This window comes from Billgrantia sp. C5P2, from assembly GCF_051062895.2.
The window spans coordinates 1,022,544-1,036,198 of the sequence record NZ_CM128542.1; the positions used below are offsets into that span (position 1 = coordinate 1,022,544).

A 13,655-nucleotide genomic window follows, 5' to 3' on the forward strand; every position below is an offset into this window, starting at 1 on the left:
GCGGCGGTTGCCGCGCTTTTTTTGTCTGGAAGAACTCCGGTACAGGACGCTGGTGGCGCTGCCGTTTCGCTGTACGACCTGGAGACGACCGTGGACCGGATCGGGGATTAGTCCGACACTGAGGAGACATCAGATGGGTCAAAAGGACGTTGGCTTCGCCGCATTCAGGGAGAGTGGAAATGGAAGAGGTTGCTACGATCGACTGCGTGATCGTCGGTGCCGGTCCCGCCGGGCTGGCGGCCGGTATCTATCTTCGACGTTTCCTGCGTGACATTTGCATCATCGATGAGGGGAAAAGCCGTGCCGCGCTTATTCCGCGCACCTTCAATTACCCAGGTTTCGGGGAAGGCATCAGCGGTCTTGAGCTGTTGGAGCGGCTCCGGGCGCAACTTGGGGCAAATGGTGGGCGAGTGACGCCTGGGCGGGTAGAACGCCTGGAACGCACCGAGGATGGCCTGTTCAACGTCATCACCGAAACGGAAGTCTTCCGCTCACGGACGGTACTGCTGGCGACGGGAGTCGTCGATGTCGAACCCGAGATGGAGGGCTTCCAGGCAGTAAAGGAAGGTGGCTTGATCCGCTATTGTCCCATCTGCGATGGATTCGAGTACACCAAAGAGCGCATCGGCATCATTGCCCGAGACGCGAGTGGCGTTGGGGAGGCTGCGTTCATCAAGCGATTCAGTGCCGATCTGACGCTGATCGATATCGAAGGTGGTGCGTATATGGATAGCGCGTCGACGGAGCTCCTGACTCGCGAGAATATCGCCTTGGTGCAGGTAAAGGTGAGCGACATGTACGGCGATGCAGGTAAAGGCATCCACGTGCGCATGGACGATGGCACCGTGCATTCGTTCGATGCGGTGTATTGTGCCCTGGGAACGAAGGTTCGCAGTGAGCTGGGCACGAATCTGGGAGCGTTGAGGAATCCGCAGGGTTATCTGGTGGTGAACCCCCACATGCAGACGGGAATCGAAGGGCTATATGCAGCGGGGGACATGACCAACCAATTGAGTCAGCTCACGGTGGCCACCGGTCAGGCATCGATTGCTGCCACCGCCATTCACAATCGGCTGCAGAATCGCTGATTGACGATGGTGCGGGAGGAACCTGGCCTGCACCGACTTCATTTCAAACCCAGTACGTTCGTTTCCCACCTTCTACGCAGCACGATGTCCCAGACGACGCTGCCAGCCAGCAGTACGAAACCGCCCAACTCCACCAGCACGGAATAGTCGACGAAGAGTGCATACAGCACGAGAAACGTGCCGGCCAGGCTCACAAGCACGGGCCAGGGGCGGCGATGCAGGCGTAGGCCGCTTGCCACCACCGCCAGGGTGAGCAATACGAAGGCAGCGATGGCGCTGGCCCAGAGCCCTTCGTCCAGGGCCAGGTGTACACCCAGCAGCGGCAGCAGGGCGACCAGTGCCAGGGTGCCGTAGCAGCTCAGCAGGGCCAGCAGGAAAGCCAGCATGCCGAGCAGGCCGCGGCGATGCCATAGCCGCAGCCAGCGTCGTGGATCGAGGCGTCGGCGCCAGCGTTGCATCCAGCTCGGCGTGGTGCCGCCGCGGCGCATGCCGATCTCGACCGAGTGTGCGCCGAAGCCGGCGGCGACCTCGCGGGTCTGGGCGCTGGGGCTCAGGGCGAAGTAGTCATGGCTGCCGAGCACGGCGACCTCCTCGAAGCCGGCCTCCTCGAACAGGGCGATCAGCTCCTCCTTCACCGTGGCCCCGACCACGCACTCGACCCACAGGCGGGGATCCTCGTGGCAATCCACCGACACCGGGCGGTGAATCACCACGTCGGCCAGCTGCACGCGCCCGTGGGGCTTGAGCACGCGGAACATCTCGGCCACGGCCCGGCGTTTGTCAGGGACCAGGTTGAGAGCGCCATTGCTGCTGATGCAGTCGATGCTGGCATCGGGCAGCGGCAGTTGCTCGGCGGAACCCTGTACCACGCCGAGTCGTTCGAAGGAGTGACGGTCGCTGACCTGCTGAAGCCGGCGCGTCATGGCCGCGGTCAGGTCGAGGGCGATGACCCGCCCCTGGGGGCCGGTCAGTTGGCGTGCGATCAGGGCATCGCCACCGGCTCCGGCGCCGATGTCGAGCACCCGATCGCCGGGGTGTATGGCTTCGGCGCGAAAAGGGTAGCCGACGCCAGCGAAGGCATCGCGGACCTCCGCCGGCAACTGCGCGAGTTGCTCCGGGGGATAGCCCAGGCGGCGGCTGGCTTCGGCCCCGACGGGGAAGTGGAAGGGGGAGCCCGGGGCTTCCGCCACGGCGGTGTACATCTGCTGTACCGCCGCCAGGATCTGCGGGCGCGAATAGCCGAGAATGGCCACCATGAGCGTTCTCCTCACGGGTCAGCGGGTGGAATCGGACTCTTCGAAGCGGTCGAGCAGGGTCCGGATGCGCTGATGCAGCCGTGGCGGTGCCTTTGCCGTACCGGTGGCCGCCACTCTGGCTCGAAGTCGTCGTTCGAATTCGGCGCGTGTGAAACAGTCCCGGCACCGGTGCAGATGCCATTCGACGTCGCTCGCTTCCTGCGGGTCGAGTTCCCTGTCGAGGTAGTCGAAGAGCCTTTCGATGACCTCCTCGCAGCTCAATGCTCTTGGGCTCATTCCCGTGCACCTCCGTCGCCCTCGCCGGACACCATGCCCGCCTCCCTGGCCTGCTCCCAGAGCATTTTCTGCAGCTGCGAGCGCGCCCGGCTCAGGCGCGAGCGCACGGTGCCCAATGGAATACCGAGCAGGCTCGCAACCTCTTCATACGTATAGCCCTGCACTTCGACCAGCACAATCGTCACCCGGTAGGCATCGGGCAGTGCATCCAGCGCCTGCTCCAGGTCCTCCTGCAGCAGGCCGTTGAAGAACTGTTCCTCGAGGCTACCCCACCACAGCAGGAAGGGCTGGTGCAGTTGCTGGAACAACGTGAAACAGGCGCTGTCGAGCTCGCCGGGCTCGGTAGTGCCATCTCCGCCCGGCTGAGGTCGGCAACGGCGCCTGCGCCATTCGCTGATGAAGGTGTTGGTGAGGATATGAAACAGCCAGCCCTCGAAGCGCTGGGGATCGCGCAGCCGGTCGAGCTGTGTCCAGGCCTTGGTTACCGCCTCGGCGACGATGTCCTCGGCGTCGGCGGGGTGGCGGGTGAGCCTCAGTGCCGTGCCGTAGAGTCGGTCCATCAGCGGTGCCAGGCGCTGCTCGAACCACTCCCGCCGGCTGACGATTTCGTCGAAACGCATGCTGGCCCCCGTGGCGTTCCGGTATCGAGCGTGTGGCTGCGACCGTGGATGGTCAAGGAGTGAACCTGCCAACGACATGGCGACACCTCTTCGAGCATGGTCCGCTCGCCCTCGCTAGGCAAGTGATCGGACATGGGCAGGGACGCAGCAACGATGCCTTCGGTTCCCGTCGGGAACCCTTTTCGCGTGGACGGCGTCCTGGCGCACACGGCACCGTTCGGTGTCGTCGTGAGCAGCCAAGAGGAGAAAAGACAATGACAATCGCGGCAAAGCCCACCACCGCCGGGGTGGACAAGCAGGAGCTCGAGGCGCGCGTCAAGGCGATGTATCGCGAGGTGGCCGAAGCGCCGCAGGGGGAGTTCCATTTCGAGATGGGGCGCGCCCTGGCCGAGCGACTGGGCTACGACCCCCGCGCCCTGGATCGCATACCGACCGCCGCCATCGACTCCTTCGCCGGCGTCGGCCATTTCCTCGATCTGGCCGCCATCCAGCCCGGCGAGACGGTGCTCGACCTGGGCAGCGGTTCCGGCATGGACAGCCTGCTGGCAGCCCTGGCGACGGGGCCCGGCGGCCAGGTGCTGGGGCTCGACATGACCGCGGCCCAGCGCGAGAAGGCCGAGCGGCTGGCGCACGAGGCGGGTTTCGGCCAGGTCACTTTCCACGCCGGTTACATCGAGGCGCCGCCGTTCGCCGATGGCAGCATCGACGTGGTGATCAGCAACGGTGTGATCAATCTCTCGGCCGACAAGCCGAGGGTCTTCTCCGAGGCGGCGCGAGTGCTTCGGCACGGCGGACGCCTGGCGCTGGCCGATATCGTCACCGAAAAGCCCTTGCCGGAGAGCGTTTCCTGCAACGCTACCCTGTGGGCCGCCTGCATCGGGGGCGCCCTGCAGCAGGACGACTATCGCGCGGCCATCGAGGCCGCCGGCCTCGCGATCGAAACCTGGCGCGAACACCCCGAGTACCGCTTCTTGACCGATTCGGCCCAGGGCGCCAGTGCCACCTACGGGGTCAAGAGCATCTCGCTACTGGCGGTCAAGGCCTGAACGTAGAGGCCTTCACATTTGCAGATAGGAGTGAAACGTCATGAAAACCATCATCACATCAGCGGCGCTGAGCCTGGGGTTGATCGCGATCCTGCCCATTTGCGCAGCGCTTGCCCAGGACGATGCCCTGCCGGCAGGGTTCGAGACCCAACCGGTGTTGAAGACGACCGATACTCGTGACGGCGATGCCATCGCCTGGCCCGACGGGACGCCGGAAATCGTCTCCGTGATCGGCACCATCGAGCCGGGCGGACGGACGCCCCTGCATCAGCATCCAGTGCCCGTCTACGTCTATGTACTCGAGGGCGAAGTCGAACTGCGCACCGAGGGCGGTGATCCTCATACCTATGCTACGGGGGAGGCCTATGTCGAGGCCCTCAACCGGGATCACCAGCTCTTCAACGTGACCGACAGCGAGGCCAGGGTACTGGTGGTATTCGCCGCGGCACAGGGGCAGCCCACCACGGTGGCAAGCGAATAAACCGTATGCCATTCAACCAAGCCGCACGGTTGTTTGCCGTGCGGCCCTTTTCGCCGCCTCTACAAGTGCTGCATCATGCTTACAGCGCAATGGAGGAAAGGGAGGCATAACACTGGAGGACCTCGACCTTCACCAACAGCGATGGTTGCGAGTCGCATCCTTGCTGAAAGGGAGTGGCGCGCGCCGGGTGCTCGATCTCGGCTGTGGTTCCGGGGGGCTGCTGCAGTATCTGCTGCGCGAGCCTCAGTTCGAGCAGGTGGCGGGACTGGAACTGTCGGGGGAATTGCTGGCCCAGGCCAAGATGCGCCTGGAGCGGCTGCCAGCGGCGTGCCGTCAGCGACTCACACTGATCTGTGGCTCCTATGTCGAACCCCACGCTGCGCTGGTCGGCTTCGATGCCGCCGCGATGGTCGAGACCATCGAGCACGTACCTCCAGGCAACCTGTCCCGAATGGAGCGGGCCGTCTTCGGGGCGCTGCGCCCCGGCCTGCTCGTGCTGACGACTCCCAATCACGACTACAACCCACTCTTCGGGCTCGCCCGCGGCGAGTTCCGCGATCCCGACCACCGCTTCGAGTGGACGCGGGACCGCTTCCGCGACTGGGCTCGTGGTGTCGCCCATCGCAACGGCTACCGTGCCTCGCTCTCGGGCCTCGGCGAGTGGGATCCTGATCTCGGCCAGCCAACGCACCTGGCCCTGTTCGAACGCAAGGATTGAACCATCGAGGAGAGTGGAGCCATGTGGTATCAGCAGGAACTGAGCCTGGCACCGCGTTCGCGCGGTTTTCACCTGATCACCGAGGAAGTGACCTCGGCGCTGAGGGAGTTGCGTGAGGTGACGGTGGGGTTGCTGCACCTGCAACTGCTGCACACCTCGGCCTCGCTGACGCTCAACGAGAACGCCGACCCGGACGTGCGCCACGACCTCGACGCCTTCCTGCGTGAGCGTATCCCGGGCGACCTACCCTACTTCCGCCATACCCTGGAGGGGCCCGACGACATGCCGGCCCATGTCTGCGCCAGCCTGCTCGGCACCCAGCTCACCCTGGCGGTGCGCGACGGCAAGCTGGCACTGGGTACCTGGCAGGGTGTTTGGCTCGGTGAACATCGCGAGCGCGGCGGGGCGCGACGGTTGATCGCCACGCTGCAGGGGGAGTAGGGGCCTCAGGTGGCTGGCATTGCCAGCCAACGCTCGGCCAGCCGCCGGGCCCGGGCCGGGTGGCGGACGGCAGACAGGTGTCCCGACAGCCGCCTGACGCCGGCACGCCTGAGCTTGAGCACCATGCGCGCCGGCATGCCGATGAAGATCAGCCCGACCTGGCGTGCGCGTAGCTCCTCGACCAGCGTTTGCAGGGCGACGATGGCCGTGGCATCCAGGCTCGGCACGTCGCGCATGTCGAGCATCACCACTCTCACTTCCGGGTCCACCACCCGCAGAGACGATACGGCCTTCTCGGCCGCACCGAAAAACAGTGGGCCGTTGACGTCGTAGAGCGCCACCTGGCGGGGCAGGTCGCGGCTCTCCTCATCGCTGTCGGGTTCGAGACGGCGGGCGTGGGTCAGGTCGGCCATGCGGCGGATGAACAGCGCCGCCGCCAGGCCGATGCCCACCGCCACCGCCAGCACCATGTCGAACACCACCGTGAGCAGGAAGCAGATCACCAGTATCGCCACGTCACTGCCCGGCGCGCTCTTCAGGATATGGATGAAGTGGCGCGCCTCGCTCATGTTCCAGGCGATGATGAACAGCAGCGCCGCGAGTGCGGCCATCGGCACCAGGGCAAGTACCTCGGCCAATGCCACCACCGCCAGCAGCACCACCAGCGCATGGACGATTGCCGCCAGCGGCGAGAAGGCGCCGCTGCGGATGTTGGTGGCGGTACGCGCCAAGGCCGCAGTGGCGGTGATGCCGCCGAAGAAAGGGACGGCGATATTGCCCAGCCCCTGGCCGATCAGCTCGGCGTTGGGGTCGTGGCGGGTACGGGTCAGCCCGTCGGCCACCACCGCGCAGAGCAGTGACTCGATGGCCGCCAGCATGGCGATGGCCAGCGCCGGGCCGAGCAGCTCGCGAATCAGGGCGAAGTCCACCGTGAGCGGAGCCCCGTCTGCACCCGGCAGGCGCCAGGGCAACAATAGCTCGGGAGCGAAGGGCGGAATGCCGCTGCCCGTCTGGCCCTGGTATTCCCAACTGAAGCGCGAGGCGATGGTCTCGATCTCGACGCCCAGCGGGGCGACGGCGAGTGCCGCCAGCGTGCCCACCGCCAGACCGACCAGCGGCGCCGGCACCGGTAGCTTCAACCGTGGCCACAGGATCAGCGCGGCCAGCGTGATCAGTCCGATGCCGAGTTCGGCCGGGGCCAGCGTGGGCACGGCGCGGACGATCTCCGCCAGGTTGTGCAGCGTGCTGTCGCCGAGTGCAACGCCCTCTAGACCGAGGAAATCGGGCAGCTGCAGCAGGGCGATCACCACGGCGATGCCCGCCGTGAAGCCGAGCACCACCGGGTAGGGCACGAACTGGATCAGGTTGCCCAGCCGCGCCAGCCCGAGTGCCACCAGGATCAGCCCCGCCATCAGCGTGGCGATCAGGAGCCCGCCGAGGCCATGGCTGGCGACGATGGGAAACAGGATCACCACGAAGGCGGCGGTGGGGCCGGAGATGTTGAAGCGCGAGCCGCCGGTCAGCGCGATGATGGCCCCGGCCACGATGGCGGTATACAGGCCATGCTGGGGCGGCACCCCGGTGGCGATGGCCAGCGCCATGGAGAGCGGCACCGCGACGATGCCAATGGTCAGGCCGGCGAGCAGGTCGCGCTTGAGCTCGGCCAGGCCATAGCCCTGGCGCCAGGCGGCCAGCAGGGCGCTGCCGGGCAGGGGTGGCCGGTAGCGGGAACGGTGACGTGGACGGGGCATGGCGGTACCGGAAGAGGTGCAAGGTAACGCTAACGTTACTCCTGCATATTGCGTTGCCACAAGCCGGCCAAGGTCGATGAGCAAGAAAAACGGCGACACCCGAAGGGTGCCGCCGCGAGCGGAGCAAGAGAGCGGATCAGGCCGGGCTGGCATCCGCCGGGGGTTCGCCCACCGCGCCCGGCATGGCCTGCACGTTGCCGCCCTGGCCGGCCAGGGCCAGGAAGTGCAGGTGGCGCTCGTACTCCGAGAGCACGTCGGCGATCACCTGGCCACGGGTGAAGCCGTTGAGGTCCTTCTCCTGACCGCCTTCGGCCAGGTAGACGTCGAGTCGCACATAATAGTCGTCGTCCGCCGGCAGGAAGCTCGGCGTGCGCATGCGGTGCGGGCATACCTGGTAGACGAAGCTCGCCGCATTCTCCAGGTCCACCTGCAGGGTCAGGCAGGCTAGCGATTCACCCTCGAGCTGCTCCTCGGTCACGTTGGCCTCCTGGCCACGGCTCTCCAGTTCCTGGGCGAACTGGGTCAGCGCCGGGCGAATGGCGTGCTCGATGGTAGCCTCGGCACCCGCCCGGTTGGAGATGTCCAGGGCGCGGTCGAGGCGCTCGCGCCAGTCGCCGCCCGGTGCGGTGCCGGCGATGCGACGACGCGCCTCGGCCTTGCTGCCCTCCAGCTTGAGCGCCTTGTACATGCCGAGCATGATGGCGAATATCACCAGCGAGAAGGGCAGGGCGGTAATGACCACCGCGCTCTGCAGCGCCGCCAGGCCACCCGCCATCAGCAGCGCTACGGTGACCAGGCCGATCATTACCGACCAGAAGATGCGCAGCTTGATCGGCGCGTCATGATTGACGTCCGACAGGATCGAGGTGAAGTTCGCCAGCACCAGCGCGCCGGAATCCGCCGAGGTGATGAAGAACACGATACCCAGCACGGTGACTACGGCGGCGGTGACGCCGACCCACGGATAGTACTCGAGCAGCGTGTACATGGTGGTCTGCGGCGTGTTCAGCGCCTGCTCGCCGAGCTCGACAATACCCTGGTTGGCCACCAGCTCGATGCCGCTATTACCGAATACCGACATCCACACCATCATGAATGCCAGCGGAATGCCCAGCGCCCCGGCGACGAACTGGCGTATGGTGCGTCCGCGTGAGATGCGGGCCAGGAACAGGCCGACGAACGGCGTCCAGGCGATCCACCAGCCCCAGAAGAAGATCGTCCACCACATCTTCCACTCGTTGGCCTCGTCGCCGGCGAAGGCGTAGGTATCGAAGCTCTTGGCGACGAAGCTGGAAAAATAATCGCCAGCGTTGTTCACCACCATGTCGAGCAGCTTCAGGGTGTGACCCTGGAACAGCACGAACAGCAGCAAGGCCAGCGCCAGCAGCATGTTGAACTCCGACAGCCGGCGAATGCCCTTCTCCACCCCGCTGACCACCGAGATGGTGGCAAGCACCACCACCAGCACGATCAGGATGACCTGCACCGAGAGGCTCTCGGGCACGTCGAACATGTAGGCTAGCCCGTAGTTGAGCTGCATCACGCCAATGCCGAGGCTGGTAGCGATACCGAACACGGTGGAGATCACCGCGGTGATGTCCACCGCGTTACCGATGGGGCCGTGGATGCGCTTGCCGAGCAGCGGATAGAGCGCGCTGCGAATGGCCAGCGGCAGGCGGTGGCGATAGCTGAAGTAGGCCAACGCCATGCCCATCAGCACGTAGAGCCCCCAGCCGGAGAGCCCCCAGTGCATGAAGGTCTGCACCACGGCAGCGCGCATCGCCTCCTGGCTTTCGGGCACCATGTCCGGCGGCGCCAAATAATGGGCCACTGGTTCGGCGACGCTGAAGAACAGCAGGTCGATGCCGATGCCGGCGGCGAACAGCATCGCCGCCCAGGACAGCGTCGAGAACTCCGGCCGCGAATGGTCGGGGCCGAGGCGGATGCGGCCGAACCGCGACATGCCGATGGCGATGACGAAGACGAGATAGGCCACCACGGCGAGCATGTAGTACCAGCCGAAAGTTGCGCTGACCCAGGCCAGGCCGGCGTCGAAGAAGGCGCCAGCCTCTTCGGTGAAGGTCATGGTGAGAATGAGAAACACCAGGATGCCAGCCACCGAGCCGTGGAACACCACGGGGTTGAGCCGGTCGCGTCGTTCGGTAAGGGGTAGGTTACGCGCCATGCAGGCGAACTCCTTTCAGGGGTGAATGGCCCTTCCCGCCGATTCCCTGCCGAGACGCGCTGAGGATTGTTCCTCACAATCGAAAGCACGCCTGAAGATTGCCCAATGTTTCAGACCTGACGTAGCCAATCACGGCCATGAGGATGCGGAAGCCACGTGTGTCTGGGATGGCGTCAGGACTGACGACTCCGGCGGGAAGTCGTTCTTTGTTTTTTTGAATGAACGTTCAAGTAAAATACGCGCTTTGCTCCCACCCTTCAACCCTGCGTTAACAGATTCGGCAAGAACGTTAATGGAACATAGGAAACGATGCTTGCGCCTCCAGTTACCCCAGCTATACCTGATATAACCGACTTCGCCTAAGGGAAGGGAACACGCTGTGCCAGCACTGGCATGGAGGCTTTCGGGACGACTGCGTGATCGGCCTGTGTCGGTTCGCGCAGCCAGAAGTACAACGACAATAGTTTCTGGAGTATCCGATGGTTCATGACAAGAAAATGCCCAAGGCCCAGGCCGACGGGCAAACCGCCAGCGACAGCCAGTCCGCCAGCAGCCAGTCCACCAACACGTCGCGTCGCCGTTTCCTCACCGGTTCGGCAGCCGCGGTGGGTGCGGGTGCCGCCGCCGCGGTGGGCTTTCCCAGCATCGCCGTGGCCCAGACCACCACGCTGCGCTTCCAGAGTACCTGGCCCAACCAGGACATCTTCCACGAGTTCGCCGCCGATTACGTGCGCATCGTCAACGAGATGTCAGGCGGCCGGCTGCGCCTGAACCTGCTGCCGGCCGGTGCCGTAGTGGGCGCGCTACAGCTGCAGGACGCGGTGATCTCCGGGGCGCTCGACGGTGGGCACGGGGTCTGTGCCTACTGGTACGGCAAGCACAAGGCCTACTCACTGTTCGGCACACCGCCGCCCTTCGGCTGGGATGCCAACCAGTTCCTCGCCTGGTACTGGACCGGTGGTGGCATGGAGCTGTACACGGAACTGCTCGAGATGCTCGAACTGCCGCTGGTCGGCTATCTCACCGGTCCCATGCCCACCCAGGCGCTGGGCTGGTTCAAGGAGCCCATCAGGGGCGCCGAGGATCTGCAAGGGCTCAAGTATCGCACCGTGGGCCTGGCGGCCGACCTGATGCGCGAATTCGGCGCTGCGGTGACCATCATGGGAGGTGGCGACATCGTACCGGCCATGGATCGCGGCTTGCTCGACGGCGCCGAGTTCAACAACCCCTCCTCGGACCGCCTGCTCGGCTTCCCTGACGTCAGCAAGACCTGGATGCTGCGCAGCTACCATCAGGACTGTGAATCCTTCGAGATCATCTACAACAAGAACAAGCACGACAGCCTGCCGGAGGAGTTCCAGGCAATCCTGCAGTACGCCGCCAAGGCCGCGTCGTCGGAAATGTACTGGAAGGCCATGGAGCGCTATCCACGCGACCTGCAGGCCATGCGCGAGCAACAAGGGGTGCAGACCTACATCACCCCTGACTCGGTGCTCCAGGCCCAGCTCGATGCGTGGAACACGGTGATCGAGGCCGAATCCCAGGATCCCTTCTTCAAGAAGGTCATCGATCATCAGCGCGAGTACTGCGAGCGCGTGGTCGGCTGGCACCTCGAAGGCACGACACCCAAGACGCCGGCGTACCGCCACTTCTTCGGCAAGGAGCCGACCGACACCTCCACCATCCTGTGAGCCGCCGGGCCTGCCGGGCCCGGCCAACCATGTTGCCCCGGTGCAGGATGCTGCCGGGTTTCGTGTTCATCCCTGCGCCCCCGGCGGGTGGCGCAGGGAGGTGAGAGGTGATCATGCGTTTCGTGTTCTTCATCGACCATCTCAGCACGTGGGTGGGCAAGGCCTTCGCCTGGGCGATCCTGATCCTGACCTTCGTGGTGAGCTATGAGGTCTTCATGCGCTATGTCCTCAGGTCGCCGACCACCTGGGCCTATGACACCAGCTACATGCTCTACGGCACGCTGTTCATGATGAGCGGGGCCTATGCACTGGCCCACAACGCTCACGTGCGCGCCGACGTGGTGTCGCGCTACTTCCCCGCCCGTGTGCAAGCGGGGATCGAGCTGGCGCTCTACCTGCTGTTCTTCTATCCCGGCATCTTGGCGCTGGTGTGGAGTGGTTGGGATTTCTTTGCCGTCTCGTTCCGCCAGAACGAGCACAGCTCCTTCACCCCAGGTGGCCCGCCCATCTGGCCCTACAAGTTCGTGATACCCGTCTGCGCTTCCTTTCTGGCAATTCAGGGACTGGCAGAGGTGGCGCGTTGCTTCCTGTGCCTCAAGCACGGCAAGTGGCCGCGACGGCTGGAAGACGTCGAGGAGATCGAGATCCCCGTCAACAAGGAGGCCGAGATCAAGGCCGCCCAGCAGGAGCCAGGAGACAAGCAGCCATGAGCGAGCCGGAAATCGGAATCCTGATGCTGGGCATGCTGGTCATCTTGATCATGCTCGGCTTCCCCATCGCCTTTACGCTGATCGCCATGGGGATCGGCTTCGGCTACTTCGCTATCGGCGACATCATCTTCCCGCTGCTGGTGCAGCGGGCCTACGGCGTCATGTCCAATGACGTGCTGATCGCGGTGCCACTGTTCCTGTTCATGGGCTACATGGTCGAGCGGGCCAACATTCTCGATCGGCTGTTCGGCAGCCTGCAGCTCGCCGCGCGTGGCATGCCGGCCTCGCTCGCCGTGGCCAGCCTGATCACCTGTGCGTTATTCGCCACCGCCACCGGCATCGTCGGCGCGGTGGTGACCCTGATGGGGCTGCTGGCGCTGCCGGCAATGCTCAACGCCGGCTACGACAAGCGCCTGTCAAGCGGGGTGATATGCGCCGGGGGCTGTCTCGGTATCCTGATCCCGCCGAGCATCATGCTGATCCTCTACGGCGCGATGGCGGGCGTCTCGGTGGTACGCCTGTATGCGGCGGCGCTGATACCGGGACTCCTCTTGGCCGGGCTCTACATTCTCTACGTGATGGGGCGGGCGATGGTCAATCCGAAGGTCGCGCCCAAGCTGTCGGCGGAGAAGCTCGACGTGCCGCTCGGCGAAGTCTACTGGGGGTTGCTGACCTCGTTCGTGCCGCTGTTCGTGCTGATCATGGCGGTGCTCGGTGCCATCCTGTTCGGCCTGGCCACGCCTCACGAGGCGGCCGGTATCGGCGCGCTGGGTGCCATGATACTGGCGGCAGCCTACCGGCAGATGACCTGGCAGCGGCTCAAGGAGGCAGTCTTCCTCACCGCGCGTACCAGTGCGATGGTGTGCTGGCTGTTCGTCGGTTCGTGGATCTTCTCCTCGGTGTTCTCGCTGCTCGACGGCCACTCGCTGATCGAGCACTGGATCAGCGGGCTGTCGCTGACGCCATTGCAGTTCCTGCTGCTGGCTCAACTGATGATCTTCCTGCTCGGCTGGCCGCTGGAGTGGACCGAGATCATCATCATCTTCGTGCCGATCTTCCTGCCGTTACTGCATATGTTCGGCATCGACCCGCTGTTCTTCGGCGTGCTGGTGGCGCTCAACATCCAGACCTCGTTCCTCACGCCGCCCATGGCGATGTCGGCCTTCTACCTCAAGGGCATCGCACCCAAGAGCATACAGTTGGGCGACATCTTCATCGGTATCGCGCCGTTCCTGCTGATGGTGTTCGTGGCCATGTTCATTCTCTACATGGTGCCGGGCATCGTGTTCTGGCTGCCGGGAGTACTTTACAACTGAGGCCAGAACAACTGAGGCGAGAGGTTGAGTGGCGACGAAACGCATCGGGCCCGGCACAATGCCGGGCCCGATGCCG

Annotated in this window: 13 protein-coding genes; 8 read left to right on the top strand and 5 right to left on the bottom strand. The window is 64.8% G+C overall.

Translation table 11 applies throughout. The annotated features are described in order from the left end of the window. The first annotated feature begins 179 nt into the window (after positions 1 to 179). Positions 180 to 1,088: an NAD(P)/FAD-dependent oxidoreductase gene (locus ACRWQA_RS04850; RefSeq protein WP_263580915.1), complete on the top strand. Its 909-nt coding sequence runs from the start codon at positions 180 to 182 to the stop codon at positions 1,086 to 1,088. Between the two features lie 38 nt (positions 1,089 to 1,126). Here ACRWQA_RS04850 and ACRWQA_RS04855 read toward each other — a convergent pair whose 3' ends face one another. Genes ACRWQA_RS04855 through ACRWQA_RS04865 form a run of 3 tightly spaced genes read right to left on the bottom strand, consistent with a single transcriptional unit; the run spans position 1,127 to position 3,240 of the window. Continuing rightward, a complete protein-coding gene (locus tag ACRWQA_RS04855) occupies positions 1,127 to 2,344 on the bottom strand; it encodes a MerC family mercury resistance protein (protein WP_434229824.1) in 1,218 nt (405 codons plus the stop codon). A gap of 18 nt (positions 2,345 to 2,362) precedes the next feature. After that, positions 2,363 to 2,620 (bottom strand): anti-sigma factor family protein, encoded by a 258-nt coding sequence (locus ACRWQA_RS04860; protein WP_434229822.1) that lies wholly within the window; start codon positions 2,618 to 2,620, stop codon positions 2,363 to 2,365. Beyond that, positions 2,617 to 3,240, bottom strand: coding sequence for a sigma-70 family RNA polymerase sigma factor (locus ACRWQA_RS04865; RefSeq protein ID WP_434229820.1), 624 nt, complete (start codon positions 3,238 to 3,240; stop codon positions 2,617 to 2,619). The genes ACRWQA_RS04860 and ACRWQA_RS04865 overlap by 4 nt, the downstream gene beginning before the upstream one ends. Before the next feature lie 254 nt (positions 3,241 to 3,494). Between ACRWQA_RS04865 and ACRWQA_RS04870 the strand changes: the two genes are divergently transcribed. From ACRWQA_RS04870 to ACRWQA_RS04885, 4 genes are all read left to right on the top strand, one after another. Beyond that, complete coding sequence (locus ACRWQA_RS04870; protein WP_434229817.1) at positions 3,495 to 4,286, top strand: methyltransferase domain-containing protein; 792 nt, start codon at positions 3,495 to 3,497, stop codon at positions 4,284 to 4,286. Positions 4,287 to 4,326: 40 nt separating this feature from the next. Next, entirely contained in the window at positions 4,327 to 4,767 is a 441-nt protein-coding gene (locus ACRWQA_RS04875; protein WP_434229815.1) for a cupin domain-containing protein, read from the top strand. A 160-nt stretch (positions 4,768 to 4,927) separates the two neighbouring features. After that, entirely contained in the window at positions 4,928 to 5,485 is a 558-nt protein-coding gene (locus ACRWQA_RS04880; protein WP_263580909.1) for a methyltransferase domain-containing protein, read from the top strand. A gap of 21 nt (positions 5,486 to 5,506) precedes the next feature. Next, complete coding sequence (locus tag ACRWQA_RS04885; RefSeq protein ID WP_434229812.1) at positions 5,507 to 5,926, top strand: secondary thiamine-phosphate synthase enzyme YjbQ; 420 nt, start codon at positions 5,507 to 5,509, stop codon at positions 5,924 to 5,926. 5 nt (positions 5,927 to 5,931) lie between these two features. Here the strand turns inward: ACRWQA_RS04885 and dauA are convergent, their stop codons facing one another. Beyond that, positions 5,932 to 7,677 carry a C4-dicarboxylic acid transporter DauA gene (dauA, locus tag ACRWQA_RS04890; RefSeq protein ID WP_434229809.1) on the bottom strand — a complete coding sequence of 582 codons (1,746 nt, stop codon included), beginning with the start codon at positions 7,675 to 7,677 and terminating at the stop codon, positions 5,932 to 5,934. Positions 7,678 to 7,813: 136 nt separating this feature from the next. Then, on the bottom strand, positions 7,814 to 9,862 hold the full coding sequence (gene betT / locus ACRWQA_RS04895; protein WP_434229808.1) for a choline BCCT transporter BetT: 2,049 nt from the start codon (positions 9,860 to 9,862) through the stop codon (positions 7,814 to 7,816). A gap of 479 nt (positions 9,863 to 10,341) precedes the next feature. Between betT and ACRWQA_RS04900 the strand changes: the two genes are divergently transcribed. The 3 genes from ACRWQA_RS04900 (at position 10,342) to ACRWQA_RS04910 (ending at position 13,579) form a co-directional block, all read left to right on the top strand. Continuing rightward, entirely contained in the window at positions 10,342 to 11,553 is a 1,212-nt protein-coding gene (locus tag ACRWQA_RS04900) for a TRAP transporter substrate-binding protein (protein WP_434229805.1), read from the top strand. A 113-nt stretch (positions 11,554 to 11,666) separates the two neighbouring features. Then, positions 11,667 to 12,263 carry a TRAP transporter small permease subunit gene (locus tag ACRWQA_RS04905; protein ID WP_434229863.1) on the top strand — a complete coding sequence of 199 codons (597 nt, stop codon included), beginning with the start codon at positions 11,667 to 11,669 and terminating at the stop codon, positions 12,261 to 12,263. Continuing rightward, positions 12,260 to 13,579 (top strand): TRAP transporter large permease, encoded by a 1,320-nt coding sequence (locus ACRWQA_RS04910; RefSeq protein ID WP_263580904.1) that lies wholly within the window; start codon positions 12,260 to 12,262, stop codon positions 13,577 to 13,579. The genes ACRWQA_RS04905 and ACRWQA_RS04910 overlap by 4 nt, the downstream gene beginning before the upstream one ends. The last annotated feature ends 76 nt before the right edge of the window (positions 13,580 to 13,655 follow it).